The sequence below is a fragment of the Actinomadura barringtoniae genome, from assembly GCF_017573505.1.
Lineage (GTDB): Bacteria > Actinomycetota > Actinomycetes > Streptosporangiales > Streptosporangiaceae > Spirillospora > Spirillospora barringtoniae.
Genome location: NZ_JAGEOJ010000022.1, coordinates 83,822 through 108,986, shown reverse-complemented (window position 1 = coordinate 108,986; position 25,165 = coordinate 83,822). Strand labels below are relative to the sequence as shown.

General features: G+C 71.9%; 25 protein-coding genes. 12 read left to right on the top strand and 13 right to left on the bottom strand.

Annotated elements, in window-relative coordinates; all coding sequences use genetic code 11:
• Positions 1–38 precede the first annotated feature (38 nt).
• The 5 genes from J4573_RS42165 to J4573_RS42145 form a co-directional block, all read right to left on the bottom strand.
• Entirely contained in the window at positions 39–629 is a 591-nt protein-coding gene (locus tag J4573_RS42165) for a GNAT family N-acetyltransferase (RefSeq protein WP_307797343.1), read from the bottom strand.
• Positions 630–668: 39 nt separating this feature from the next.
• Positions 669–1,463, bottom strand: coding sequence for an SDR family oxidoreductase (locus J4573_RS42160; RefSeq protein ID WP_208261774.1), 795 nt, complete (start codon positions 1,461–1,463; stop codon positions 669–671).
• Between the two features lie 9 nt (positions 1,464–1,472).
• A complete protein-coding gene (locus J4573_RS42155; RefSeq protein ID WP_208261773.1) occupies positions 1,473–2,408 on the bottom strand; it encodes a DUF5996 family protein in 936 nt (311 codons plus the stop codon).
• Between the two features lie 295 nt (positions 2,409–2,703).
• Positions 2,704–2,850 carry a hypothetical protein gene (locus J4573_RS42150; protein ID WP_208261772.1) on the bottom strand — a complete coding sequence of 49 codons (147 nt, stop codon included), beginning with the start codon at positions 2,848–2,850 and terminating at the stop codon, positions 2,704–2,706.
• The gene (locus J4573_RS42145; protein WP_208261771.1) at positions 2,847–3,479 is read right to left on the bottom strand and encodes a hypothetical protein; all 633 of its coding nucleotides are present in this window, start codon (positions 3,477–3,479) and stop codon (positions 2,847–2,849) included. Before J4573_RS42145 ends, J4573_RS42150 begins: the two co-directional genes overlap by 4 nt.
• Before the next feature lie 18 nt (positions 3,480–3,497).
• Between J4573_RS42145 and J4573_RS42140 the strand changes: the two genes are divergently transcribed.
• On the top strand, positions 3,498–3,680 hold the full coding sequence (locus J4573_RS42140; RefSeq protein ID WP_208261770.1) for a hypothetical protein: 183 nt from the start codon (positions 3,498–3,500) through the stop codon (positions 3,678–3,680).
• 122 nt (positions 3,681–3,802) lie between these two features.
• On the top strand, positions 3,803–6,280 hold the full coding sequence (locus tag J4573_RS42135; protein WP_208261769.1) for an MFS transporter: 2,478 nt from the start codon (positions 3,803–3,805) through the stop codon (positions 6,278–6,280).
• Here J4573_RS42135 and J4573_RS42130 read toward each other — a convergent pair.
• Positions 6,245–6,835 carry a TetR/AcrR family transcriptional regulator gene (locus tag J4573_RS42130; RefSeq protein WP_208261768.1) on the bottom strand — a complete coding sequence of 197 codons (591 nt, stop codon included), beginning with the start codon at positions 6,833–6,835 and terminating at the stop codon, positions 6,245–6,247. The two genes, J4573_RS42135 and J4573_RS42130, sit on opposite strands and share 36 nt — an antisense overlap.
• Before the next feature lie 86 nt (positions 6,836–6,921).
• On the opposite strand from J4573_RS42130, the gene J4573_RS42125 reads away from it, so the two are divergent.
• Positions 6,922–7,719 carry an isocitrate lyase/PEP mutase family protein gene (locus tag J4573_RS42125; protein ID WP_208261767.1) on the top strand — a complete coding sequence of 266 codons (798 nt, stop codon included), beginning with the start codon at positions 6,922–6,924 and terminating at the stop codon, positions 7,717–7,719.
• A 72-nt stretch (positions 7,720–7,791) separates the two neighbouring features.
• Here J4573_RS42125 and J4573_RS42120 read toward each other — a convergent pair whose 3' ends face one another.
• A complete protein-coding gene (locus J4573_RS42120; RefSeq protein WP_208261766.1) occupies positions 7,792–8,349 on the bottom strand; it encodes a TetR/AcrR family transcriptional regulator in 558 nt (185 codons plus the stop codon).
• Between the two features lie 100 nt (positions 8,350–8,449).
• On the opposite strand from J4573_RS42120, the gene J4573_RS42115 reads away from it, so the two are divergent.
• Positions 8,450–9,010 (top strand): cupin domain-containing protein, encoded by a 561-nt coding sequence (locus tag J4573_RS42115; protein WP_208261765.1) that lies wholly within the window; start codon positions 8,450–8,452, stop codon positions 9,008–9,010.
• 62 nt (positions 9,011–9,072) lie between these two features.
• The gene (locus J4573_RS42110) at positions 9,073–9,915 is read left to right on the top strand and encodes a hypothetical protein (RefSeq protein WP_208261764.1); all 843 of its coding nucleotides are present in this window, start codon (positions 9,073–9,075) and stop codon (positions 9,913–9,915) included.
• Here the strand turns inward: J4573_RS42110 and J4573_RS42105 are convergent.
• On the bottom strand, positions 9,869–10,444 hold the full coding sequence (locus J4573_RS42105; protein WP_208261763.1) for a helix-turn-helix domain-containing protein: 576 nt from the start codon (positions 10,442–10,444) through the stop codon (positions 9,869–9,871). The genes J4573_RS42110 and J4573_RS42105 overlap by 47 nt on opposite strands.
• Positions 10,445–10,518: 74 nt before the next feature.
• On the opposite strand from J4573_RS42105, the gene J4573_RS42100 reads away from it, so the two are divergent.
• Both J4573_RS42100 and J4573_RS42095 read left to right on the top strand, forming a co-directional pair.
• Positions 10,519–11,457, top strand: a complete 939-nt coding sequence (locus J4573_RS42100) for a threonine ammonia-lyase (protein WP_208261762.1) — start codon at positions 10,519–10,521, stop codon at positions 11,455–11,457.
• Positions 11,454–12,494 (top strand): hypothetical protein, encoded by a 1,041-nt coding sequence (locus tag J4573_RS42095; protein WP_208261761.1) that lies wholly within the window; start codon positions 11,454–11,456, stop codon positions 12,492–12,494. Before J4573_RS42100 ends, J4573_RS42095 begins: the two co-directional genes overlap by 4 nt.
• 25 nt (positions 12,495–12,519) lie before the next feature.
• On the opposite strand, the gene J4573_RS42090 is transcribed toward J4573_RS42095, so the two are convergent.
• Positions 12,520–14,256 carry a serine/threonine-protein kinase gene (locus tag J4573_RS42090; RefSeq protein ID WP_208261760.1) on the bottom strand — a complete coding sequence of 579 codons (1,737 nt, stop codon included), beginning with the start codon at positions 14,254–14,256 and terminating at the stop codon, positions 12,520–12,522.
• A gap of 249 nt (positions 14,257–14,505) precedes the next feature.
• On the opposite strand from J4573_RS42090, the gene J4573_RS42085 reads away from it, so the two are divergent.
• Entirely contained in the window at positions 14,506–15,885 is a 1,380-nt protein-coding gene (locus J4573_RS42085; RefSeq protein ID WP_208261759.1) for a carotenoid oxygenase family protein, read from the top strand.
• A 33-nt stretch (positions 15,886–15,918) separates the two neighbouring features.
• Here J4573_RS42085 and J4573_RS42080 read toward each other — a convergent pair whose 3' ends face one another.
• The gene (locus tag J4573_RS42080; RefSeq protein WP_208261758.1) at positions 15,919–16,296 is read right to left on the bottom strand and encodes a nuclear transport factor 2 family protein; all 378 of its coding nucleotides are present in this window, start codon (positions 16,294–16,296) and stop codon (positions 15,919–15,921) included.
• Positions 16,297–16,482: 186 nt separating this feature from the next.
• On the opposite strand from J4573_RS42080, the gene J4573_RS42075 reads away from it, so the two are divergent.
• Together J4573_RS42075 and J4573_RS42070 are read left to right on the top strand one after the other, a co-directional pair.
• Positions 16,483–18,324: a hypothetical protein gene (locus J4573_RS42075; RefSeq protein ID WP_208261757.1), complete on the top strand. Its 1,842-nt coding sequence runs from the start codon at positions 16,483–16,485 to the stop codon at positions 18,322–18,324.
• 116 nt (positions 18,325–18,440) lie between these two features.
• Entirely contained in the window at positions 18,441–19,586 is a 1,146-nt protein-coding gene (locus J4573_RS42070) for a CaiB/BaiF CoA transferase family protein (protein WP_208261756.1), read from the top strand.
• Positions 19,587–19,638: 52 nt separating this feature from the next.
• Here J4573_RS42070 and J4573_RS42065 read toward each other — a convergent pair whose 3' ends face one another.
• A complete protein-coding gene (locus J4573_RS42065) occupies positions 19,639–21,075 on the bottom strand; it encodes an MFS transporter (RefSeq protein ID WP_243774451.1) in 1,437 nt (478 codons plus the stop codon).
• 57 nt (positions 21,076–21,132) lie between these two features.
• Here J4573_RS42065 and J4573_RS42060 point away from each other — a divergent pair, with 57 nt between their 5' ends.
• Positions 21,133–21,777 (top strand): TetR/AcrR family transcriptional regulator, encoded by a 645-nt coding sequence (locus tag J4573_RS42060; protein WP_208261755.1) that lies wholly within the window; start codon positions 21,133–21,135, stop codon positions 21,775–21,777.
• Positions 21,778–21,783: 6 nt separating this feature from the next.
• Here J4573_RS42060 and J4573_RS42055 read toward each other — a convergent pair whose 3' ends face one another.
• Positions 21,784–22,923, bottom strand: coding sequence for an acyl-CoA dehydrogenase family protein (locus J4573_RS42055; protein WP_208261754.1), 1,140 nt, complete (start codon positions 22,921–22,923; stop codon positions 21,784–21,786).
• Between the two features lie 136 nt (positions 22,924–23,059).
• Here J4573_RS42055 and J4573_RS42050 point away from each other — a divergent pair, with 136 nt between their 5' ends.
• Complete coding sequence (locus tag J4573_RS42050) at positions 23,060–23,896, top strand: expansin EXLX1 family cellulose-binding protein (RefSeq protein ID WP_208261753.1); 837 nt, start codon at positions 23,060–23,062, stop codon at positions 23,894–23,896.
• 5 nt (positions 23,897–23,901) lie between these two features.
• On the opposite strand, the gene J4573_RS42045 is transcribed toward J4573_RS42050, so the two are convergent.
• On the bottom strand, positions 23,902–25,161 hold the full coding sequence (locus tag J4573_RS42045; protein ID WP_208261752.1) for an aspartate aminotransferase family protein: 1,260 nt from the start codon (positions 25,159–25,161) through the stop codon (positions 23,902–23,904).
• Positions 25,162–25,165: the final 4 nt, after the last annotated feature.

The following is a 25,165-nucleotide window of genomic DNA, read 5'->3' as shown; positions in this document are numbered from 1 at the left end:
CGGGCGCTGCAACTCGCCGAATCGTTCGGCGTGGTGGGTCAGCTGGGCTCTGGTGCCTGGCCAACTGCCTTAGCGGAGTGAGGGTCCGGTCCCCGGACTGCCGTGATGCGGTAAAGCACGTTCGGGCGCAGTGGGCCCTCGGGCGCGGTGAGGTCGTCGAAATCGTCGGCGGGGTCGCGGGTCATGCCGATTCGGCGCATCACCGCCTGTGAACGCAGGTTGGTGGCCGTTGTCACGGCAAGGATCTCAGGAAGTTCAAGTGCGTCGAAGCCGTAGGCCAGGGTCGCCAGCGCGGCCTCGGTCGCGTAACCCCGGCCCCAGGCCGAGCGGGCGAGCCTCCAACCGATCTCCACTCCGGTGAACGGCATGTCGTCATCCACCTGATCCAAGCCCGCGAAGCCGATGAACTCTCGTGTGGCCTGGACCTCAACCGCCCACCACCCGTAGCCCCGCTGATCGAACTCGGCTTGGAACCGCGCTACGCCCGCATCGGTCTGTTCGCGTGTAAGCAGGTCGCCCAAGTGCTCCCGGACCACGGGATCGGCGTTCATCGCCGCCCATGGCGCCAGGTCGGAGTCACGCCATCGACGAAGGGTGAGCCGGTCGGTACGCAGTTCAGAGCTGCCCACGGCGATCCTTTCTCAGCGACGCCGGCCGGTTGGGGGCGGTCACATGACCCAGCGGCGGAAGCCGCCTTCGGAGTTGATGACCTGGCCGGTGATCCAGCCGCTGTCGTCGCCGGCCAGCCAGCGGACCAGGCGGGCCACTTCTTCCGGATGGCCCCACCGGCCTGCGGGGAGGGAACGGCCAACGTGTGCGGTGAGCTCGGGGTCGGCCCAGCCGGTGTCGACCGGGCCGGGGTTGACGGCGTTCACGGTGATGCCCCGGTCGATCAGAGCGTCCGAGAGGCTGAGCGTCATCTGGTGGATCGCACCCTTGCTGATCGCGTACGGCAGCTCGGCGCTCATGGGGGCGAGGTGCTGACCCGAGGTGAAGAGGATGATTCGGCCGCCTGGGCGTGTGTCGTCGTGGGCTGCCGCGTAGGCCTGTGCCAGGAGAACGCTCGCTCTGGCGTTCACCGCCCAGGTCAGATCCAGCTCGGCGGCCGTCAGCTCGGAGAGACTCTGGTGGGAGCTGCGGGCGTGGTTGGCGACCAGGATGTCGACGGCGCCGAACGCGTCGAGGGTGGCGTTCACGACGCGGTCGGGGGCTTCGGGGTCGGCGAAGTCGGCGGTGATGTGGCGGAGGTGCGGGCCCTCGCCGCCTAGTGACCCGATGATGCTCGCGTCGCCTCCCGGATCGGCGCCCCATGGCTGTTCCGCATCGTGCGGCGACCACGAGTGGACCATGACCGATGCCCCGGCGGCCAGTAGGTCGGACGCCAGGGCGAACCCGATCCCGGCTCGGCGGCTCACCCCTGTCACCAGGGCCACCCGGCCGTTCAACGGCCCGCTGAGCTTCATTCGATCAGATTAGGCAGATGAGGGCTGGACGCGGCCTCGGGGTGGGCACCAGGTGGAGTGGAAGTCGTCGTAGGGCCAGCCGGCGGTGCGGCCGCCTGCGGCGTAGGCGCTTTGCATGAAGTCCAGGACGGCGTCGCGGGGGTCGGGGGAGGAGCGTACGTCCACCCAGCTGAGGCGGGCCTGGTGGGTCATGCCGGTGGGCTCCCAGCGGGCCTGGGGCGGGCGGAGCGGCTGCTCGGTGAGCTTCTCGGGCTCGGGGTGGGTGTAGGAGTAGAACGAGGCGGCCGGGAAGTTGCGGTCGCCGGCCCACCAGCCGAAGCTGATCACCTCGTGGGTGTACGCCTCCTTGGTCACCGGGTCGGCGCCCTCCATCTCGGGCGCGGGACGGCCGGAAAAGCGGGCCGTGGCCAGGTCGAAGCTGTGCCAGAAGAGCTGGATCGGGCTCGCCTTGCCGTTGAACCAGCTCTGGAACTCCTCGAAGACCTCCGACACCCACAGGAGGGATTGGCGGAAGTCCTCGATGCGCTCGCGGTCGTAGGAGGCGTGCTCGGTGTCGTCCGCGAACGGCGTGGTCATCGGCACGCCGAACGGCTCGGCCTTGATCTTGACGTGGATGCCGAGCTCCCGCAGGAGGGCCATGAGGCTGTAGTAGAACTCCGACACCGAGAGACCGTCGCGAAGCGGAATGTCCTCTTCGCGTTCGGTCGTACGGACGACCAGGCGATGCTGGACGAGGTCGAACGCGATGCTGAAGCGGACGCCGTCGTGGACCATCCGGCCCGTGGAGTAGCCCCGTTCGGTCACCCGGAGCGTCGTGTGCCACCAGTGGTTGCGCGGCGCCGCGGACGCCAGCTGGATCTTGCCCACGATCTGCGACCAGAGGTGCAGGGTGTCCTTGGTGGGCTCCCAGGCCTCGAGCGGCAGGGCCGGAAGTTGGTCGGTCATGTTCCGGGTCCTACCCCGGCGCCACATCGAGGATGCCCGAGATCAGGAGGTCGGCGACGGTCCTTTAGACCGCTGCTCTGCCTGACTGAGCTACATCGCCCGGAGCGATGACGGGATTCGAACCCGCGACCCGCGGCTCCCAAGAAGTATCCGTCGCCTGCGCATCGGGCACCCTCGACGTCCCTCCCGAGATCAAGAGCGGCCTCGGGACCGGTTTTCTCGTTGCAGGAGAAGTAACCCGTGGCCTTCGCAGCGGGAGGAACGAGATCAGGACACCATGCGCGGCCGGCGTGGCTCAACCGGTTTTGCGGAGGCCCCTGAACGGGCGGACGACGAGTTCGCCGTTCTCCCGCCGGATGAGGACGTTGCGCGGGCCGCCACCGGCCCAGCGGGCCAGGACGACCACCGGGCGGCCACGTTCCAGGTACGTGCGGCCGATCATGGAACGGTGACGGAGATCTCGCCTCCCAGCGCCGCGCCCTGCTCGAGCTCCAGGTCGTCGCCGCTCCAGAAGCGGCCCGGGTCGAACCAGTTGGGGCGGCGGCCGCGGGGGAGCAGCCCCATGGCCTGGTAGGTCACGGCGACGATCTCGGCGCAGAAGGCGGTCTCGAGGTTGGGGTCGCGGTCGGCGGGGCGGCGGAACGGGACGCGGCCGCGGGCCCAGCGGCTGGCGAGCTTGCTGGTGGAGGGGAACGGCGTGCCGTTCAGGCGGGCCACGGCGCGCAGCGCGGCGTCCTCCATCGGGGTGGTCGCGGGCGGCTCCAGCTGGCGGAGCCAGGCGCGCTGGCCATATCTGGTCGCCCACTGGGTCACGGCGGCCCGCAGGTCGTGCAGTTGCGCGCCCATGTGGTGGCCGCCCGACCACATGTCCGGGAGCGATCTGCCCAGCTCCGCGTGCCACATGAGCGCGGGCAGGTCGTCGATCACGACGGCCATGCCCACGTGGTTGACCGGGCTGTTCGTGGTCATCTGGATCGCGCGGTCCGCGGCGGAACGTCCGCGGAAGACCCATATGTCGCCGGTGCGGGACAGCTCGGCGGCCTTGTCGAGGGAGATGCTCGTGCCGGACATGCTCGCTACCTTAGGCAAATGAAGCTGTGGAAGGCGCTCGGAGTGGCCTCGTTGGTCGGTGTCGCGGCGACCGGTGCGGTGATCGCCCGTTCGGAACGCAAGCGGCGCGCCTACACGCCCGACGAGGTGCGCCAGCGGCTCCATGATCGCCTGGACGAGTCGTCCGGCCCGGCGACGCCCGGGGAAACGGGTTCCGGCTGATCGGCCAATGCGGGGCGTCGACGTGACGAAGAACGGGTCGAAAGGCGGCTGACCTAACGGTGTGACCTAGATCCCGTTAGCTTGGCGAAATATCTGGGCGTGCGCGTGGCTTGATCACTGGCATGTCCCAGTTGCAGTCCGCCGCTCAGGCAAGCCCGCCCTCCATGACCGCGCACCCGGCCTCGCCTCCGGGGGCCGAACGCCGGGGCGGCGGCGCCATGATCGCGGTCCTGGCGTTCTCGGGGATCGTCGTCGCGGTCATGCAGACGCTGCTGGTGCCGATCGTGGCGCAGCTGCCGGGCCTGCTGTCCACGTCGGCGGCCAACGCCACGTGGGTCATGACGGCGACGCTGCTCGCGGGGGCGGTCGCGACGCCGATCATGGGACGCCTCGGGGACCTGTTCGGCAAGCGCCGGATGATGCTGGTCAGCCTCGCGCTGATGGTCGTCGGCTCGCTCGTCGCGGCGGTGAGCTCCGAGCTCGGCCCGGTCGTGGTGGGACGGGCGCTCCAGGGCTTCGCCATGGGCGCCATCCCGCTCGGCATCAGCATCATGCGCGACGAACTGCCGCCGCAGAAGCTGGGCTCGGCGATGGGCCTGATGAGCTCGTCCATCGGCATCGGCGGCGCGCTGGGCCTGCCCGGCGCGGCGTTCGTCGCCCAGCACGCCGACTGGCACGCGCTCTTCTACAGCTCCGCCGCGCTCGGCGTGGTGTCGATGCTGCTCACGGTCCTGCTGGTGCCCGAGTCGGGCGTACGGGCCAAGGGGCGCTTCGACATCCTCGGCGCGCTCGGCCTGTCCGCGGCCCTGGTCGCGTTCCTGCTGCCGATCACCAAGGGCGACCAGTGGGGCTGGGGGAGCCCCACCACGCTCGGCTTCTTCGGCGCCGCGGCCGCGCTCTTCCTGCTCTGGGGAGTGCTGGAACTGCGGATCAAGAGCCCGCTGGTGGACCTGCGCACCACCGTCCGCCGGCAGGTGCTGCTGACCAACATCGCCTCGATCATGGTCGGCGTCTCGTTCTACGCGATGTCGCTGGTCCTGCCGCAGGTCATGGAGCTGCCCAAGGCCACCGGCTACGGCCTCGGCCAGTCGCTCGTGGTGGCCGGCCTGGTGATGGCCCCGATGGGCATCGCGATGATGCTCGTCTCGCCGCTCTCGGCCCGCCTGCAGGCCGCGCGCGGCCCCAAGACCGCGCTGATGCTGGGCCTGGCGATCATCGCCGTGGGGTACGGAACGGGCCTCGGCATGCTGGGCTCGCTCTGGCAGATCGGCATCACCGTCACCGTGATCGGCGCCGGGATCGGGTTCGCCTACTCCTCGCTGCCCGCCCTGATCATCGGCGCGGTGCCGCCGTCGGAGACCGGCGCGGCGAACGGCCTGAACGCCCTCATGCGTTCCATCGGCACCTCGGTCTCCAGCGCCGTGGTCGGCATGGTGCTCGCCCACATGACCACCTCGCTCGGCAAGACCGCCGTGCCCAGCCTGAGCGGCTTCCGCACCGCGTTCGTGATCGCCACCGGCGCCGCGCTGGCCGGTCTGGTCCTGGCCGCGTTCCTGCCCGGCCGCCGCCGCGCCAAGGCCGCCGCGCACGCGTCCGCCGATGCACCCGCACCTTCGGCCACCGATGCACCCGCACACGTGGCCACCGATGCACCCGCGCACACACACGCGCCCGCCATCGAGGGCGACGAGATCCCCGCTCCGTCTCTGCGCGGCCGCGTCCTGAGCGACGGCCGCCCGGTCGCGGGCGCCGCTGTGACGCTGATCGACGCGGAGGGCCGCCAGCTCGCGCACTCCACCAGCAACGACGCGGGCCTCTACGCCCTGGACGTCTCCGCCACCGGCCGCCTTCTCCTGATCGGATCCGCGCCCGGCCACCGGCCAGGCGCCGCGCCTCTCACGCTGGGGGACACGCCGGCCGAGTTCGACCTGGAGCTCAGCGACGTGGGCGGCCTGCGCGGCTCGGTCCTCGACGCCGCCACCGGAGCCGCCCTTCCGGAGGCGACCGTCGTCGTGGCCGACCGCCACGGCGAGGTGGCCGCCGCTGCCACGACCGGCCCCGACGGCGTCTACGACCTCACTGGCCTGCCCGCGGGCGCCTACACCCTGGCCGTACGGGCCGACGGACACCGTCCGGAGGCCGTACAGGTCGAGGTGGCCGGGGACGCTCCCGTTCAGCAGGACATCGCGCTCAGGGCCGCCGCCGGAGTCAGCGGCACCGTCCGCGACGCCGACGGCCGCCCGCTGGGCGACGTCAAGGTCACGCTGCTGGACCACAACGGCAACGTGGTCGCCGCCTCCTCGACCGACCCCGACGGCACGTACGCCATCAGTGACGTGCCCGAGGCGGACTACACGCTCGTGGCCAGCGGCTACGCCCCCGTAACGGCCTCAGTCGCCCTCCCGGGCACAGGCCTGGACCCGGTCGACCTGGAGCTCTCCCACGCCGCCCACGGCTCCCGCACAGCCCACAGCGCCCACGGTTCCGGCAGCGCCCACAGCGCCCAGGGCTCCGGCAACGTCCGCAGCTCTGGCACTGCCCGCAACCAGTCCGAGTCCGTTGGGCTATACGCCGAGGACGCGGCCGAGGAAGTCCTCTAGGGCCGCCTCACCCTCGGCGATCGACTGCTCGTCGCCCTCCGCCTGGGCGACGAGCAGGGCGACCTCGTTCATGGCCGCCATCAGCATGTGCGCGAACAGGTCCGCGCGTTCGGCCGGGAGCCTGCCCTGCTCCGCCGCCTCGGCCAACGCGATCTTGAAGAGTCCCAGGCCGTGCCGTTCCTCGACCGAGCGCCACTCATGCCAGCCGAGCACCGCGGGGCCGTCGATCAGAATGATCCGCCGCACCACCGGGTCGGCCACCAGCCGGATCCAGGCCAGGCAGCCGGCGCGCAGCTCGGCCACCGGATCGGGCGCGGCGGCCATGACCACCGGGGCGAGCTTGGCGGCGACGTCCTGCTCTACCTGCTCCAGAACGGCCGCGAACAGCGCGTCCTTGCCGTCGAAGTGGTGGTAGAGCGCGCCCCGGCTGAGCCCGGACTCGCGCAGCACCGCCTCGATCGAGGTGCCCTCGTAGCCGTGCTCGGCGAACAGTCCCAGCCCGATGGAGATCAGGCGTTCGCGGGTGGTGCGGCCCTGCTCGGCCTTCTTGTTCACGATCCTCCTAGACATACCGACTGTCGGTCGGTAGCGTTCGAAACCGACAGTCGGTCGGTATTATCACCCAGCCTAGGAGCAAGGCAATGACGCTCAACGCCAAGGCGGCTACCCTGCGTGCCCTCCACCAGGACCTCCTCGTTCTCCCGAACGCCTGGGACGCCGCGAGCGCGGCGGCCATCGCCGCCGCAGGCGCGCCCGCCGTCGCGACCACGAGCGCCGGCGTGGCCTGGTCCCGAGGCGTTCCGGACGGCCACCAGCTGAGCCGCGAGGACATGATCGCGGCCGTCCGGCAGATCGTCGCCGCCGTCGAGGTCCCGGTCACCGCCGACGTTGAGAACGGCTACGGCGAGAGCCCTGACGACGTCGCCGAGACCGTACGCCAGGTCATCGCGGCCGGAGCGGCCGGCATCAACCTTGAGGACTCCCGCACCCCCGCCGACCCGCTGCACACCCCCGAGGAGCAGGCCGCCCGCATCCGCGCCGCACGCGAGGCCGCCGCGGACGTTCCCGACTTCTTCATCAACGCCCGCACGGACGTCATCTTCTTCCAGAAGGGCGACCGGGCCGAGGTGGTCGACCGCGCCAAGATCTACGCCGAGGCGGGCGCCGACTGCCTGTTCGTCCCCGGCCTGCTCGACCTCGCCGAGCTGCAGGCGGTCGTGGAGGCCTCCCCGATCCCGGTGAACGCGATGGCAGGCCCCGGCAGCCCCACGCCCGCCGAACTCCGCGACGCGGGCGTCCGCCGCGTCAGCCTCGGCGTCGCACTCCACATGTCCAGCTACGCCGCCGCCCACCGAGCCGTCACCGAGCTGCTGAACGCCGGCACCTACGACGCCTTCACCGACGCCTCCGAGGTAGCCGGCGCCATCATGCGCTTCTGACGACGACGCAGGCGTCACTAGGCAACTCTGTGAGGGCGCCGGCTTTGAGAGTGCCGGCGCCCTGAGGTGTCTCTAGGACGGGACGAAGATTGCGGTGGCTTCGGCGGTCAGGACGTCGGCGTTGGGGGCGTCCGGGTCTGTTTGGGCCAGGTGCAGTAGGCCGAGGATGGCCGCGTAGGCGACCCGTGCCCGGGATGCCGCTCGCTCGGGTGGCAGGCCCAGCTCGCTGTAGGTGCGGGTCAGCAGGTCCAGGCGGGCCTGGTTCACCTGGCTTACCGCGTCCCTGACGCGCGGGTCGTTGCGGTCGCCTAGCAGGCTCAGGTGCACCGACGGGGCCAGCGGTTGAACGGCGTGCACGACGGTGGAGATCAGGTCGCGGAGCCGCCGCGCCGGATCGGGGACGGCGGCGAGTTCGGCGAGTCCCTCGTCGCCGTGGCTCTGCACCCACTCCGCGAGCGCCGCGGCGATCAGCTCGTCGCGGTTCCGGTAGTGCGCGTAGAAGCTGCCCTTGGTCACGCCGAGCGTGCGGGCCAGGGGCTCCACCGCGACCGCGGCCAGGCCGCCGTTCGCGATCGCCTTCAGCGCGGCCCGGGCCCAGTCCTGGGCGGACAGCCGTGTCGACTCGTTCACCACGGGCCACAGGATACGCCAGCGTATTGTCGCGCGATGAAAGATACGCTACCGTATGGATACGGTTGCGTATTGATACGCGACAGTATGGAGGAGGGGCATGAAGATTCGCCGAGTGGTCACGGGACACGACTCCGAGGGCAAGGCGCGCCTGGTCGATGACGGTGCCGTCGAGCCCATCACGTCTGAATGGATGCCCGGCTATGCGGCCTACCGGGTGTGGGGGAGGGACGAGCGGGCCACGTTCCCCGACGACGGCTCGCCGCGGGGAGCCGAGGCGTATTACCCGCCCCGGGACGGATCGCGGTTCATGGTCAACCTGATCCCGCCGGGCGAGCCGGTCGTGTCTCCGGAGCTGGACACGGCTGCGGCGCTGGCCGAGGTGGAACGGAAGATGCCCGGCGCGATGGCCGCGATGGAGCTCGACTCGCCGGGGATGCACACCACCGACAGCCTCGACTACGTCGTGGTCGTCTCGGGTGAGGTCACGCTGGAGGTCGACGACGGCGAGCAGACGGTGCTGCGGGCGGGCGACGTGGTCGTCCAGAACGGCACCCGGCACGCCTGGCGTAACAACGGCACCGAGGCCTGCGTGATCGTCGGTGTGGCCGTCGGCGCGGACCGTGACGCGGTTCTGAACGGTTCCGGGATCGGAAAGTAACGAATGTGCGATCCGCGCCTTCGATGCTGGGGTCAACGGGTGGCTCGGGCATCGGAGGCGCAATGGCGGTTCGGCGGGTCGTCGCGTACGGGCTGATGCTCCTCGCGCTCGTCGGGCTGGCGGCGTGCGGGGCGTCGCAGCAGCGGGCCAAGCCGGGCGCCTGGGTTCACCTGGCCCTGCTCACGACCGGGGACGCGCAGGTCGACGTCTATCCCGCCGGGCATCTGAAGTCCGACGCCGAGGCCGTGGCGTTGACCAGCCGGCTCGCCAAGGACGCGTTCCCGCGAAGCGAGGACGTCCGCGCGCACATGGAGGCGGGCCAGGGGCGGCCGTACGCCCGCGCGCACGTCCGCGGCGCCTACCGCCGCGGCCGTACGGTCCGGCTCACCATCGACCTGCGGAACGTGTGGCAGCGGCTGTCCGACCAGGGCTTCACCGAGGCGGGGGTCCGGCTGGAGCTGCCGCAGGTCTCCGGAACGGTGCGGGGATCGACCTCTCACCTGCGGGGCGACGAGCGGGCCTGGACGCTCAGGGGCGCGGCGCCGGTCGTTCAGGTGACGATGCGGCCGAGACCCGAGCGCTGGTACGGGGTGATGGCGCTTCCCGTGATCGCCGCGATCGGGGTCGGCATGGGCTTCTTCGTACGACGCCAGGCCGTCGCCATGCCCGCGGTGATCGTCGCGCTGGTCGCGTCCGTCGCCTCGGTCGCGGTCGGCGCCGGGCGGCAGGGCGACAACCTCGGCGTCGCGGGAGTGCTCGCCGGCTCGGCGCTGAAGACCGCCACCGTCGCGCCGCTCGCCGCCCTCGCCCTCGGCCTGCCCGCCGCGATGCTGCTGGTGGCGATGATCGTGCGCCGGCTCAGGATCCGGCGGCCGGAACGGGCGGCGGCACGGTATTACGGCTGAAGCGGACCGGCCGTTCGCCCTCGTTGACGTAGGCGTAGCCGCGATCGCTCGGGAAGCGCACGGCGTGCCCGGCGGGCAGCACGTAGCGGTCGGCCGCCAGTTCGAGCGTGAGGCGGCCGGAGACGACGAGGATCATCTCCTGGGCGCCCGTCGGGTCCGGATCGGCGTCGTAGCGGTCGCCCGGGTCCAGCCGCCAGTCCCACAGTTCGACGGCGTGCGGCCCGGTCACCGCGATCCGCCCGTGGCCGTGCTCGGAACGCCACGGCGTGACCATGGCCTCCGGGGCGGTGACGTGCACCTCGCCGGGCCGGTCGGCGCCGACGAGGGCGGCGAACGGGACGCCCAGCGCCCGCCCGACGCGTTCCAGCGTCCCGAGGCTCGGGTTGCCCTCGCCCTTCTCGATCAACGTGAGCATGCGGCGGCTGACCCCGGACCGTTCGGCCAGCTCCACCAGGGTCATGCCCCGGTCGGTGCGGCGGGTGCGGAGGTTGCGGGCGACCACCTTGGCGATCTCCGGCCGTTCGTCCATGTGGGAAATATATTGCACACTGGTCGCGTTGACCATCACAGGCACGGGCCGACCACAGACACCGGAGGAGAGCCATGACCCTCGACGTACGGGCCGTACGGCCGCCCGACGCCCACGACCTCGAGCAGGCCTGGCGCGACGTCCACTCGGTGCTGGCCCCGACTCCGGTGCTGCCCAGCGCGCTCGCCCCGGACGCGCTGCTCAAGCTGGAGACCTTCCAGCCGACCGGATCGTTCAAGGTCAGGGGTGCCCTGGCGGCGCTCGCCGCGCTGCCCGAGGGGGAGCGCGCCGTGACCGCGAGCGCCGGCAACCACGGCCTGGCCATGGCGTACGCGGCGTCCCGGGTCGGCGCGGACGCCACGGTCGTCGTCGCCGAGACCGCCTCTCCGGCCAAGATCGCCAAGATCCAGGCCTACCCGGTGGAGCTCGTCCAGCACGGGACGCTCTTCGACCACGCCGAACGCCACGCCCTGTCATTCCAGGGCCACTACGTCTCGCCCTACAACGACCCGCATGTCATCGCCGGTCAGGCCACGATCGGGCGCGAGCTCGACGCGCAGGCCGACGGCCCGCTCACGGTCGTCGCCGCGCTGGGCGGCGGCGGGCTGGCGTCCGGGCTGAGCCTCTGGGCGCGCGAACGCGGGAACGTCAAGGTCGTCGCCGTGGAGTCGAGCGAGTCACGGGCCGTGTCGGCAGCCGTCGCCGCCGAACGCATCGTGGCGGTCGAGATCGGCTCCACCATCGCCGACGGCGTCACCGGAAACCTCGAACCCGGCTCGGTGACCCCGGCCCTGCTGAGCGGGCACGCGGAGCTGACCGCCGTCACCGACGCCGAGATCCACGCGGCCATGCGGTGGCTGTTCACCGAGCACGGCCTGGTCGTCGAGGGCGCGGGCGCCTGCGGGGTCGCCGCGGTGCTCGCGGGCAAGGTCCAGATCGAAGGACGGCTGGTGGTCGTGCTGTCCGGCCGCAACATCACCGTCCAGAACTACACGGAGGCGCTGAACTCATGACCGAGCTCACGACCGGCATCCCGGCTCCCGTCGTCCTCACCGAGGACCAGGTGCGCGAAATACTGCCCATGAACGAGGCCATCGGCGTCACCAGGGACGCGCTCGTCGCCCAGGCAGGCGGGCTCGTCACCCAGCCCGATCCCTGGCACCTGGAGATCCCCGGCGTACGCGGCGAGGTGCACATCAAGGGCGCCTACATCCACGGCGCGACGCACTACGCGGCCAAGCTCGCGACCGGCTTCTACGCCAACTCCCAGGCGGGCCTGCCGGTCTCGTCAGGGCTGAGTCTCATCGCCGACGCCCAGACCGGCTACCCGGCGGTGATCGCCCTCGACAACGGCTACCTCACCGACGTCCGGACGGCGGCGGCGGGCGCGCTCGCCACCGACGCCCTCGCCCGTACGGACGCGGACGTGGCCGCCGTCATCGGGCCGGGCATCCAGGGCCGCCTGCAGATGGAGGCGCTGCTGCAGCTGCGCAAGCCGACCGAGCTCCGCGTCTACGGAACGAACCGTGCGAAGGCCGAGACGTTCGCCGCACGCATGCGCGACCTGCACACCTGGACCGTCACCGTCGCCGCGACCGCGCAGGAGGCGATCGAGGGCGCCGACATCGTCACCACCGCCACGCCCACCCGCGAGCCGCACATCGTCGGCGAGTGGCTGAAGCCGGGCGCGCACGTGACCGCGATCGGCGCCGACATGGAGGGCAAGCGCGAGCTCGCCCCGTCCGTTCTGGAGGTCGCGTCGCTGGTCGCCGCCGACGACATCGCGCAGTGCCGCCGCGTCGGCGAGCTGCAGTACGCCCCGGCCGCGCCCGCCTCGGCTGCGCCCGCCTCGGCTGCGCCCACCTCGGCCGCGACTGCCCCGGACGCGACTGCCTCGGACGTGGTCGCGACGGTCGCGCTCGGGGACGTGCTCGCGGGCCGTGCGAAGGGCCGTACGGCGGGCGACCAGATCACCGTCGCCGACCTCACCGGTCTCGGCGCCGAGGACGCAGCCGTCGGCACCTACGTGGCCCAAGCCCTGACCGGATGAACGCTGGCCGGATGAACGCCGAAGGCTAGGCGTGGCAGCGTGCGCCGCGGAGGCCGAACGGCACCGACCACGACACGTCGGCGGGCCCGTTCGAGTTGATCCGCAGCACCGCGCCGACCCGGAAGCAGTAGCCGAGCCGCGGGTTCAGGTGCGCGACCGTGGCGGTCACCCCGCCGATGCCCGCCGAGACGATCTGGGACTGCCCCCAGGGTGCGCGCTGCACGATGATGGTGAGCTCCTTGGCGCCCGGCGGCAGCTTCCATGCCAGGCCGGCGCCGCCCTGGATCGCCCGCGCCGTGAGGCCGAACGGCCGTGCCGCCGCCCGCTGCGCCTTGGAGATCGGCGGCAGGCTCTGCCCGGGCTGGTTGTTGTTGCCGGTCTGCGGTACGCCGCCAGTCGCAGGAGTGGAGGCGACCGGGGTGGCCTTGTTGCCGCCGCCGTCATCGCCGGTCGTCAGCACGAGGGCGCCGATCCCGGCCGCGAGCCCGCCCACCAGCGCGACGCCCGCCGCGATGATCAGACCGCGCTTGGGCCCGTCGCCGTGCTGCTCCGGCGGCCGGGTCGACTCCTGCGACGGGGGACCGGGCGGCCAGGTCGGAGCCTGCTGGCCCTGCTGGGCGTGCTGCGCCTGCTGCTGCGCCTGCTGCGCGGCGGACTGCGGGAACGACGGATCCCGCTGCGGTGAGGTGACGTGCGCCGAAGGCGCGGGCGGCGTCGTCGAGGACGCGGCGGCCGGGTGCCACGGCGACAGGTCCAGGGCGTCGGCCGGCACCACACCAGAGAGGCCGGACGCGCCGGGCGTCTCCGGCGTCACCGTCTCCGCGGCCGACGAACGCGGCGTCGTCGGCGCCCACTCGGGAACGGCCGGCGGACGCGGGTGGTCGGGGAAGTGCAGCGGTGTCGGCTGGGGCATGATGCCGCTGGTCGCCAGGTCGGTGATCGGCAGCCCGAGTTCGGCCTGGATCTGCTGCATCCGCTGGGCGAAGTCCACCGCGCTCGCGAACCGGTGCTCGGGCGCCTTGGCCATCGCGCGGGTGATGACCTCGAACACCGGCTGCGGAACGTCCGCGCGCTGGATGGGCGGGGGAGCGTCGTTCATGATGCGCAGCATCAGCGGCGCGATGCCCTCGCCCTTGGGGCCCTTGAACGCGGGCAGCCCGGCCAGCAGCTGGTAGAGCGTCGATCCCAGCGAGTAGATGTCGGACCCGACGCCCGGCGTGGTGCCCTGGAGCACCTCCGGCGCGGCGTGGTGCGGGGTGAACGCCTGCGTGTGGCTGTGGTCGAACGAGTCGGTCAGCCGCGCGATGCCGAAGTCGGCGAGCGCCGGTTCGCCGTAGCGGGAGACCAGGATGTTCTGCGGCTTGACGTCGCGGTGCAGCACGTCGGTCTCGTGCGTGGCGGCGAGCGCGCCCGCCATCTTCACGCCGATGCGCAGCACCTCGGCGACCGGCAGCGGGCCCTCGCGCTCCAGGCGGTCGATCAGCGTGCCGCGCTCGAAGTACTCCATCGCGATGTAGGGGGCGCCGGACCGGGTCTTGCCGGTGTCCAGCACCGTCACGATGTTCGGATGCCCCGACAGCCGTCCGGTGATCTTGCATTCGCGCTCGAACCGCCGCAGCGTCGCCTCGTCCACGGCGTTGATGTGCAGGATCTTCAGGGCCACCGCACGGTCGAGTCGTTCCTGGTGGGCCCGGTAGACGACGCTGAATCCACCCTCGCCGACCTGTTCCAGCACCCTGTAGCCGGGAACGTCCTCGGTCATGAGACGGGCGGATCCTTCCGTCTGGGCGGCAAAGGCCGGTGGAAGGCCCCCCGGCAGGGCCAAGAGTAGTACGGGGACGAAACGGACGTGGCTGGTCAGGCGGATGGGCCGTTCGCGGCCACCCGTCCGGGACCCTGGACGTGACCCCGGACGTGACCCCGGACGGGACCCGGACGGTGAACGGCCTGGCGGCCCGGACTAGTCGTTAGGTATTGAACTACGCCCTGCCGCCGTGCCACCCTGAGCCGCGTGTACGAGGCGCTGAACGAGGAGCACGACTACGAGGTCGACGAGATCGACGGCACGCTGCCGCCGGAGCTCGTCGGCACCCTCTACCGCAACGGGCCCGGCCGCTGGCAGGTCGGGGAGAGCCTGCTGGACCACATCTTCGACGGCGACGGGATGCTGTCGCTGTTCGCGTTCCCCGGCGACGGCACGATCCGCTACCGCAACCGCTACGTCCGTACGCGCCACTACCGCTACGGCCAGCGCAAGGGGCGGGTCGGGCTGCGCGGGCTCGGCACCCAGCGTCCCGGCGGCGCGCTCGCCAACATGCTGCGCCCGCCGGCGAACGTGGCCAACACCGGCGTGATCCTGCACGGCGGTCAGCTGCTCGCGCTCTGGGAGGGCGGACGCCCGTTCCGGCTCGACCCCGACAGCCTGGAGACGCTGGGCGAGCACTCCTTCGACGGGCGCCTGAAGATGATGTCGGCGTTCTCGGCGCACCCCTCGCGCTGCCCCGACACCGGCGAGCTGTTCAACTTCGGGATGGACTTCACGCGGACGCGCAGCCTGCGCTGCTACCGCGTCGACCCGCGCGGCGCGCTGCACCACATGCCGAGGATCTCGCTGCCCTACAGCCCGTGGAACCACGACTTCGCGCTCACGCGCCGCCACCTGGTCTTCGTCATCAACCCGGTGATCCCGCACACCGCGCCGATCCTGCTCGGCACCGACTCGATCGCCGACGGCCTGCGCTTCCACCCCGACCGTCCCACCTGTTTCACCATCGTTCCGCGCTATGGCGGAAAGGCGCGCGTCATAGAACATGAATCCTTGCTCGGATTTCACATGGTGAACGCCTTTGAAGAAGGCGACGACGTCATCGTGGAATTCGTCCGGTTCGCCGACTGGGAACAGGTCTCGTCCGCCTTCAAGAACTTCCGCACCAGCGACTTCCCCTGGGGCTGTGCGTTGATGCGCTACAGAGTCAGCCCCGGCGGTCGAGTCGAAGGCGAAGAGCTGTGTTCGCTGCCGATGGAACTGCCGCACGCCGACGTACGCCAAGCCGGACGTCCGCACCGCTTCACCTACTTCGCAGGTCGCGTCCCCGAGTCCCCTGAGCGCGTCGGCATCCATGCCTACGATCACGACACGGGCGAGCGGACCGTTCACCGGCTGCCGCTCGGCCACGGCTTCGGCGAGCCGGTCTTCGTGCCGCGTACGCCGGACGCGGCCGAGGGTGACGGGTGGCTGCTGACGCTCGCGTACGACCCGGATGAGCACCGGTCACGGCTGCTGATCCTGGACGCGCGCGACGTCGAGGCCGAGCCGGTCGCGGTGGCCCACCTTCGCCACCACATCCCGCTGGGCTTCCACGGCTCGTTCACCGACCGCGTGGCCGGCTAGCCGCCCTCTCCGGCTGGCCCCCGCCCTCTCCGGCTAGCCCCCGACCTCCTGTTTCAGGTACGCCCCGACGCCCTCGACGACGGCGTTCAGGCCCGACAGCGGGCGCATCATCACGGTGAGCTCCCGGACGCGGCCCTCGCCGTCGAAGCGGACGAAGTCGCACCCCTGGATCTCGCGGTCGCCGACCTTGGCGGTGAACATCAGGATCTCGCGGTCGCCGTCGCGGATCTCGGAGGTGTAGGCGAACTCGTCGCACACCGCGAAGACGGCCCGCAGCACCTCGGCGGCCGCCTCCCGGCCGTGGTAGGGCGCGTAGACGGCGGGGCTCGCGAACTCCACGTCCTCGGCGAGCAGCGCGATGAGCTGAGCGATGTCGCCGGACTCGACGGCGGTGCGGAAGGCTGAGGTCATGACGCGGCTCCCCGGGACGGGATCGAACGCTGGCGATCCACGGTAGTCTCCGCACGGCCATACGGAAATAGCCGGAGATGTCGGCGCCGTCGGTTAATCGTTCCGTCAATTCCATGCAGCGAGCCCCTCATTCTCCCTAGCCTCTGACAGGTAATGGCACGACGGGGTCGTAAGGGAGTCAACTCGATGCCGGAAGCAGCAATGGCGCAATCCGGGACGGAGGCGCAATATCGCGATCTGGTCCGGTTGGCGTATTTCGTCCTTCCGGGAAAGGGGAAGCGCTTCTACCGTCTCGCGGTCGCCCAGCGGATCGTCGACGGTGTCGTCGGCCGCCCCGGGCGCGGCGGGGCCGAGCGCCGCCGCACCCGCGTCCTGAAGCGCGCGATGCGCCCCTCGTGGCGGCTGCGGGTCGGTCTCGGCCCCTGGCTGCGCGCGCTGCCCGCCAAGCTGCCCGACGCCGCGCTCACCGGCGCGCTGGCCAAGCTGGAGCCGCCGGTGCGCGTCGCGTACGTGCTCCGGCACGTCGAGGGCCTGCCGCGCTACGCGGTGCGCGACCAGCTCGTGGCGCTGCGGGTCCGCGACCCGTGGCCGGTCATCGACGCCGCCGACGAGGCCGACCTGCCGGGCGCCGACGAGCCCGCGCCGTTCGAGCCGGCGCCGGTACGGATCCGGCGCCGCCCCGTGCTGCCGCTGGCCGCCGCGACGCTGACCACCGCGCTGATCGGCGCCCTGATCGTGACCGAGAGCGGCGGCGGCTTCGTCGGCGGCACCCGGTCCGCCTCGGCCCGCAACCTCCGCCTGATCGAGGCCGCGCCGGACGCCTGGCGCAAGGCCGGGGCGGGACGCGGCCTGGACGCCTGGCCCGCCCGCGGCGACCTGGCCGGCGACCGCTCGTTCACCGGACGGGCGCTGCACGCCTGGGCATCGGCCGACCACGCCGACCTGGACGGCCGCAGCGCGCAGCTCCTGTACGCGGGCCACGTCGACGGCACGCCCGTCGCCGTGCTGCGCCACGACGACCGCATCGCCCGCTACTCCGGCACGTCCACCGCGACCCTCCAGGCCTTCGCCGCCGGGACCGACGCGTCCGCCCCGATCCCGCTCGGCGGCGACCGCTACCTGCTCGCGCCGTGGGACACCACCGCCAAGACGACCGCCGGTCGCAAGGTGATCGTCACCGGTGGCGTCACCGGCCCGGTCACCACCCGCACCCGGTGCGCCCGCGGCCCGCTGCTCGACCTGTCCGGCGCGGCCGGCTCCCGTACGGTCGGCGACCTCGGCGGCCCGCGCCCGGTGGTCCTCACCTACCACTCGCCCGCCTACCACCCCGCCGCCACAGCGGCGGCCGCGACGACCGCTGCCGCGCCCGTGCCAGCGACCGCGGCCACGCCCACGACCTCACCCAAGCCCACAACCTCACCCACGCCGACGACCTCGGCCACGTCCACGTCCACGACCTCGCTTACGCCCACGCCGACGAGCTCGTCCAAGGCCAAGGCCAAGAGCACGCCGACGGCCACGAGCACCCCGGCGGCGAAGAGCACGCCCAAGCCCGCGGCTTCGGCCACCACGGCTCCGGCGGCGACCACCGTTCAGCTCCCGACGAGCGGGGTGCACCTGTGGGAGCGGCTCGGCTGCCTGCTGCCGCAGCCGGCCCGCCCCGTCACCGAGGCCATGGCGTGGGAGTTCTGGTCCGGGAACCTGCCCGCCGACGCGGGCCGCGCGCAGTGGGTCTGTACGCGCATGACGTTCGCGGGCGGCGGTACGGCGGCCCAGTCCGACCTGCTGGAGAAGTCCGACCAGCAGACCACCGGCTGGTGCGACGAGCGCAAGCCGGTCAGCGGAGCGTGGTGGCAGTCGCCCGCCGACAAGTGGTACTACCTGGGCGCCGCATCCACCGGGCTCACGCCGCACGCCACGGGCCCGTTCAGCAAGTCCAAGGTCACCAAGCGCCTGCTCGTGGCCCCGGCCACCAAGCCGAAGACCAAGCCCACGGCGCCCGTCACCCTCACGGCGGACGCCCGCTGATCCGGGGCGCGGCCCCCGCCCGCCCCGGTCAGCGCGCACTTACTCGGATCGGGCACACTAGGAGTGCACCGAACGAGGTTCAGGGCTGCGTCGACCGAGGAACAAGGGGTTCGTACATGGGCAAGGGGCCGCTCTCCGGAGTACGGGTGATCGAGCTGGCCGGGATCGGGCCGGGCCCGTTCGCCGCCATGCTGCTGGCCGATCTCGGCGCCGAGGTGATCCGGGTCGACCGCGCCGCCGCCGTCGGACCCGGCGGCGGCTTCGCCAGCACCGACTTCACCAACCGCGGCAAGCGCTCGATCGCGATCGACCTCAAGAGCGAGGCGGGCAAGGAGGTCGTCCTCCGGCTGGTCGAGCAGTCCGACATCCTCCTGGAGGGCTTCCGCCCCGGCGTGACCGAGCGCCTCGGCCTCGGCCCGGACGACTGCCTGGCGCGCAACCCCAAGCTCGTCTACGGCCGCATGACCGGATGGGGCCAGGAGGGGAGGCTCTCCCAGAGTGCGGGCCACGACATCGGCTACATCGCCATCACCGGCACCCTGCACGCCATCGGCCGCGCCGGAGGCCCGCCCCAGGTCCCGATGAACCTGCTCGGCGACTTCGCCGGCGGCAGCATGTACCTGATCGTCGGCGTCCTCGCCGCGCTCCTCGAGTCCAAGATCAGCAGCCGGGGCCAGGTCGTCGACACCGCGATCGTGGACGGTGCCGCGCACCTGTCCACGTTCATCCACGGGTTCCTCGCGGGCGGCATGTGGCAGGACGAACGCGGCGTCAACATGCTCGACACCGGCGCCCCCTGGTACGACGTGTACGAGACCGCCGACGGCGAGCACATGGCCGTGGGAGCGATCGAGCCGCAGTTCTACGCCGAGTTCGTCCGCCTCATCGGCCTGGAGAACGAGGAGCTCCCCGCTCAGCACGAGCGCGACCGCTGGCCCGAGCTCCGCGAGCGTTTCGCCGCCGCGTTCAAGGCCCGTACGCGCGACGAGTGGGCCGAGGTCTTCCTGCCCAGCGACGCCTGCGTGGCTCCCGTCCTGTCCATGAAGGAAGCGGCCGAGCACCCCTACAACACCGAGCGCGAGGTCTTCGTCGAGGAGGGCGGCCACCTGCAGCCGGCCCCGGCGCCGCGCTTCTCCCGTACGCCCGCCGAGATCGAGGGACTGCCCGTCCTGCCCGGCGTGAACACCCGCGACATCCTCACCGACCTGGGCTTCGACGACGCCGAGGCCCTCATCAAGTCCGGTGCCGTGGCCCAAGCCTGAGCACCCGCAAGCACAAGAGGCCCGGCGGAACCCCCGCCGGGCCTCACTCATCTCAAGCAGCCTGAGACTCACGCTCCTCGGCAGGCAGGCCATCACCTGTGGCCGGCGTACGCCGTGCGCGCGGGAACACGACCAGCGCCAGCAACGCGGCCACGACCAGCAACCCCGCCCCGATGAGAACGCCGAGCGCGTAGCCGCCGTTCAGCCCGGCGGGAGAGAGGTCGGACCCGGTGTGGTGCGCGGCGATGGTGGAGAGCGCGGCCAGGCCGATCGCGCCGCCCAGCTGGCGTGAGCTGTTGAGAACGCCGGACGCCATGCCCGCCTCGTGCGGCGGAACGCCGGTCGTCGCGGCGGCGGCGACCGGGGCCAGGCACAGCCCGATGCCCAGGCTGGCCAGGATCGACGGCCCCAGAACGTCGGTGAGGAAGCCGCCCGTCGGGCTCATCGCGGCGAACCACGCCATGCCCGCCGCCCCGAGCGCGCCGCCCGCGATCAGCGAAGTGCGCGGCGAACGCGTCGCGCCGAGGCGGGTGGCGACGATCGTTCCGGCGATGACGCCGAACGAGAAGGGCAGGAACGCCAGCCCGGTCTCGGCCGCGCCCATGTGCAGGACCTGCTGCATGTAGAGGGACACGAAGTAGAACGCGGCGAACTGCCCGGCCGCCACGAGGAAGACGAACGCGTTCGCCCCGGCCACCCAGCGGCTCCGCAGCAGCCCGAGCCGGACGAGCGGCGCCTTGGCGAACCGCGCCTCGACCAGCACGAACGCCGCGAGCAGCACGAAGGCGGCGGCCAGCGTGCCGAGCGTCGTCGCCGACGTCCACGCGTACCGGTCCGTACGGACGACGCCGAGCACCAGCAGGCCCGTCCCGCCGGTCGCGAGCACCGCGCCGAGCACGTCAGGCCGGCGCCGCGAGTCGCGGCCGCCCGCCGGGACGCCGACCGCCGCCAGTGCCAGCGCGGCCAGCACGATCGGGATGTTGATGAGCATCACCCAGCGCCAGTTGGCGTATTCGGTCAGCACACCGCCCGCGAGCACGCCCAGGGCGCCGCCCGCCGCGTTCACACCGCCCCAGATGCCGAGCGCGCGGACGCGGGCCGGGCCTTCGGCGAACGTGGTGGTCAGCATCGCCAGCGCGGCGGGCGCGGCTGCGGCGGCCGCGGCTCCCTGTACGGCGCGGGCCGTGACCAGCTCCCACGGCGCCTGGGCCAGGCCGCCCGCGAGCGAGGCCAGGCCGAAGACGACGAGCCCGGCGACGAACAGGCGGCGGCGCCCGAACAGGTCGCCTGCCCGGCCGCCGAGGAGCAGGAAGCCGCCGAAGGTCAGTGCGTAGATGTGGACGACCCAGGCCAGGTCGGCCGGTGCGAAGTCGAGCGCGGTGCGGATGGCGGGCAGTGCCACGTTCACGACGGCCATGTCCAGGGCGAACATGAACTGCGCGATCGCCACCGCGGCGAGGATCACTCCTGGGGAGGATTTTTTATACATGTATAAAAAGTAACCCGCGCGGCATCGGCCCGTCCAGCGGGCTGGCAAGATGAGCGGGTGAGCTCGCGCACCGGACGACCGCCCAAGATCTCGCTGCCGGAGATCGTCGAGGCGGCGCGCCGCGTCGTGGACACCGACGGGGTCGCCAAGCTGACCATGCGGCGGCTCGCCCAGGAGCTGGGCAGCACGCCGATGGCCGTCTACCACCACGTGCGCGACAAGGACGAGCTGCTGGTCCTCCTGCTCGACGCCTACGCCGAAGAGAACATGCTCAAGCCCGAGCTCCCGGACGACCCGCGCGAACGGGTGGTCCTCGCGGCGCGCGCCATGCACGACTCGCTGGTCCGGGTGTCGTGGGTCGTCGAGGTCATCACCGCCGACGACCTGATGTCGGAGTCCGCGCTCTGGTACGTCGAGAACATCGTCGACGGCGCGATGGCCTGCGGGCTCACCGCCGAGCAGGCCGTGCACGCCTACCGCGCCATCTGGTACTACGTGGCGGGCGAGATCATCATCCACCGCAAGGCGAGCAGACGCCGGGCCGCCGACGACCGCCCGACCTACCGCGACCGCGTCTTCGCCGAACTCGACGGCGCCGACTACCCCAGGCTCGCCGAGGTCGGCGCGCGCTGGGGAGAACTGACCGCGCAGGACACCTTCGAGACCGGCCTGCGCGCCCTGGTGAACGGTCTGATCACCTAGTCCCGGCTAGAGGCCCAGGCGCTTGGCGACGATCTCGTTCATGATCTCGTTGGTGCCGCCGCCGATGCCGAGGATGCGCGCGTCGCGGTAGTGGCGCTCGACCTCCGACTCGCGCATGTAGCCCATGCCGCCGTGCAGCTGGACGGCCTCGTGGACGACGTGCTCGACGGCGTAGACGGCGGTGTTCTTGGCGTAGGCCGTCTCGGTCAGCACGTCCTCGCCGGCGACGTACCGTTCGGCGATCTGACGGGTGTAGGCGCGGGCGACGTCGACCTGGCGTGCCATCTCGGCCACCTTGTGGCGGACCAGCTGGCGCGAGGAGAGCGGGCGGCCGAACGTCTCGCGGGCGCGGATCCACTCCATCGTGAGGTCCAGGCAGCGCTGCGCGGTGGCGTACGCCTGGACGGCCAGCGACAGGCGCTCGGTCACGAAGTTCTGCACGATCTGCAGGAAGCCGCTGTCCTGCGCGCCGACCAGGTTGGCAGCCGGGACGCGCACGTCGCTGAACGCGAGCTCGGCGGTGTCCGAGCACAGCCAGCCCATCTTGCTCAGCGAACGCGAGACCGTGAAGCCGGGCGTGCCCTTCTCGACGACCAGCAGTGAGATGCCGCCGAAGCCCGGCTCGCCCGTGCGCACCGCCAGCGTCACGAAGTCGGCCCGTACGCCCGAGGTGATGAAGAGCTTGGCGCCGTTCACGACGTAGGAGTCGCCGTCGCGCACGGCGGTGGTGCGGATGCCCGCCACGTCCGAGCCGGTGTCGGGCTCGGTGATGCCGAGCGCGCCGATCTTCTCGCCCGCCAGCACCGGCCGGGCGAACCGGTCGATGAGGTCCTTGTCGCCGGAGGAGATGATGTGCGGCAGCGCGATCCCGTGCGTGAAGAGCGAGGCGACCAGGCCGCCCGAGCCGCCGGACTGGATGATCTCCTCGGCCACGATGAGGGCGTCGAAGACGTCGCCGCCCGAGCCGCCCGCCTCCTCGGGGAAGCCCGCGCCGAGCAGCCCGGCGTCCGCGGCCTTGCGGTGCAGCTCGCGCGGCAGCTCCCCGGCGTCCTCCCACGCGGGCAGGAACGGCACGATCTCACGCGCGGTGAACTCTCGGACCAGCTCGCGCAGCGCGACCCGTTCGGGGGTGTTCCAGGGGCTCAACGCCGTCTCCCTCGGTAGCAACAGAACCGGATTCGGAATCTAACAGGCCTCCCGCCGGAATCCACAATTCGGTAACACTCTGCGTGTCCGGGTGATTACATATTGAGAGTCATGCAATGCACGTCGGGGGAGGGCGATGCACGCGACACCGCCACGGAGGCCGAGGCCTCGCTGGATCTGGGCGACACTGGCGGTGGTCGCGGTGGCGGCCCTCACCGTCGGCATGATCCGCCTTCAAGAGACCGCCTGCGCGGGCACCGATCCCGGTACGCGCGGCACGGCCGTCTACCACAACGACTGGTCCGTCGTGCTCTGCTCGATGGGCCCGCTGCCCGACAACGGCCTCTACGCCTCCGTCTCGGCCGGCGAGTACGACGGCGCCTCGCTCTGCGGCTCCTACCTGGAGGCGACCGGTCCGCGCGGCACGGTCCGCGCGCAGGTGGTCGACCGCTGCCGCGGCTGCGGATACGGGCGCGTCGACCTCAGCGAGCGCGCCTTCGCCCGCATCGGGGACGTCGGCAAGGGGGTGATCCCGATCAGCTACCGGCTCGTTCGCGACCCCGAGCCCGCCGCCCGGCTGGCGGTACGGGTCAAGCCCGGCTCGACGCCGGAATGGCTCGCCCTGCTGGTCCTCGGCCACGGCAACCCGCTCGCGCGCGTCCAGCTGCGGCGTACGGGGGAGCAGGGATGGCGCTCGATGTCGCGCGGCGTCGACAACTACTGGTCGGTGTCCGGGCCGGGCGCGGGGCCGTTCCTGGTCCGCGTGACCGACCGCTTCGGCAACCGCGCGACGCTGACCGACGTGGACCCCCGCACCACCGGCACGCAGAGCGGCAGCGCGCGGCTGTACGGCCCCCTGGCCAAGCCCAACACCGCCTCGCAGTCGCCCGTTCCGTCCACGCCGAAGCAGGCTCCGTCGGCGCCGACGATCGTGCCGCAGAGCTCACCCCGCTCCGCCCACCAGTGCCATTGAACCTGTCAGTCCCCGTCGGCCGTGGCCGAGACGGCCGCGGACCACAGCTCCAGGGCGTCGTCGACCTGTTCGGCGGTGACGATCAGCGGCGGGATCATCCGGACCACGTTGCCGTGCGCACCGCAGGTGAGCAGCAGCAGGCCGCCGTCCACGGCCGCCTTGTGCGCCCGCTGCGCGGCGGCGGCGTCGGGCTCGCCGTCGGGACCGGTGAACTCGCACGCCTGCATCAGCCCGAGCCCGCGCACGTCGCCGATCCGCGGATGGTCGGCGGCGATCTTGCGCAGGCCGTCGGCCAGCCGCGCGCCCGTCTCGGCGGCGTTGTCGACCAGGTTCTCCTCCTGGATGACGTCGAGCGTGGCGATCGCGGCGGCGCAGGACACGGCGTTGCCGCCGTACGTGCCGCCCTGCGACCCCGGCCAGGCACGTTCCATCAGCTCGGTCGGCGCCGCGATGGCCGACAGCGGGAACCCGCTCGCCAGCCCCTTCGCCGTGATGAGGATGTCGGGCCTGATGCCCGCGTGGTCGTGTCCCCAGAACCGGCCCGTACGCCCGAACCCGGTCTGCACCTCGTCCACGATCAGCAGGATGCCGTGCCGGTCCGCGCGTTCGCGCAGCCCCTCCAGGAACCCGGGCGGCGCCGGGATGTAGCCGCCCTCGCCCAGCACCGGCTCCACCATGAACGCGGCCGTGTCGGCGGGCGCGCTGACGGTCGCCAGCAGGTAGTCCAGCTCGCGCAGCGCGAACGAGGTGGCCTCGGCCTCGCTCCAGCCGTACCGGTAGGCCTGCGGGAACGGGGCGACCGCGACGCCGGGCATCAGCGGCCCGATCCCCGCGCGGAACTTGGTGCCCGCCGTGGTGAGCGCGGCGGCGCCCATCGTCCGCCCGTGGAACCCGCCGGCGAACGACACCACGTTCTGCCGACCGGTCGCCTGCCGCGCCAGCCGGACCGACGCCTCGACGGCCTCGCTGCCGCTGTTGAGGAAGAACAGCGAGTCCAGCGGCTCGGGCAGCACGTCGCCGAGCCGCGTGGTGAGACGCAGCAGCGGCTCGTGCATCACGGTCGTGTACTGGCCGTGGATGAGCTTGCCGACCTGCTGCTGCGCCGCCTCGACGACCCGCGGGTGGCAGTGGCCGGTGCTGGTGACGCCGATGCCGGCGGTGAAGTCCAGGTGGCGGCGTCCGTCGGTGTCGTACAGGTAGACGCCCTCGCCGTGGTCGGCCAGCACCGGGGTGGCCTGCTTCAGCAGGGGAGAAAGCTTCGCCATGGGG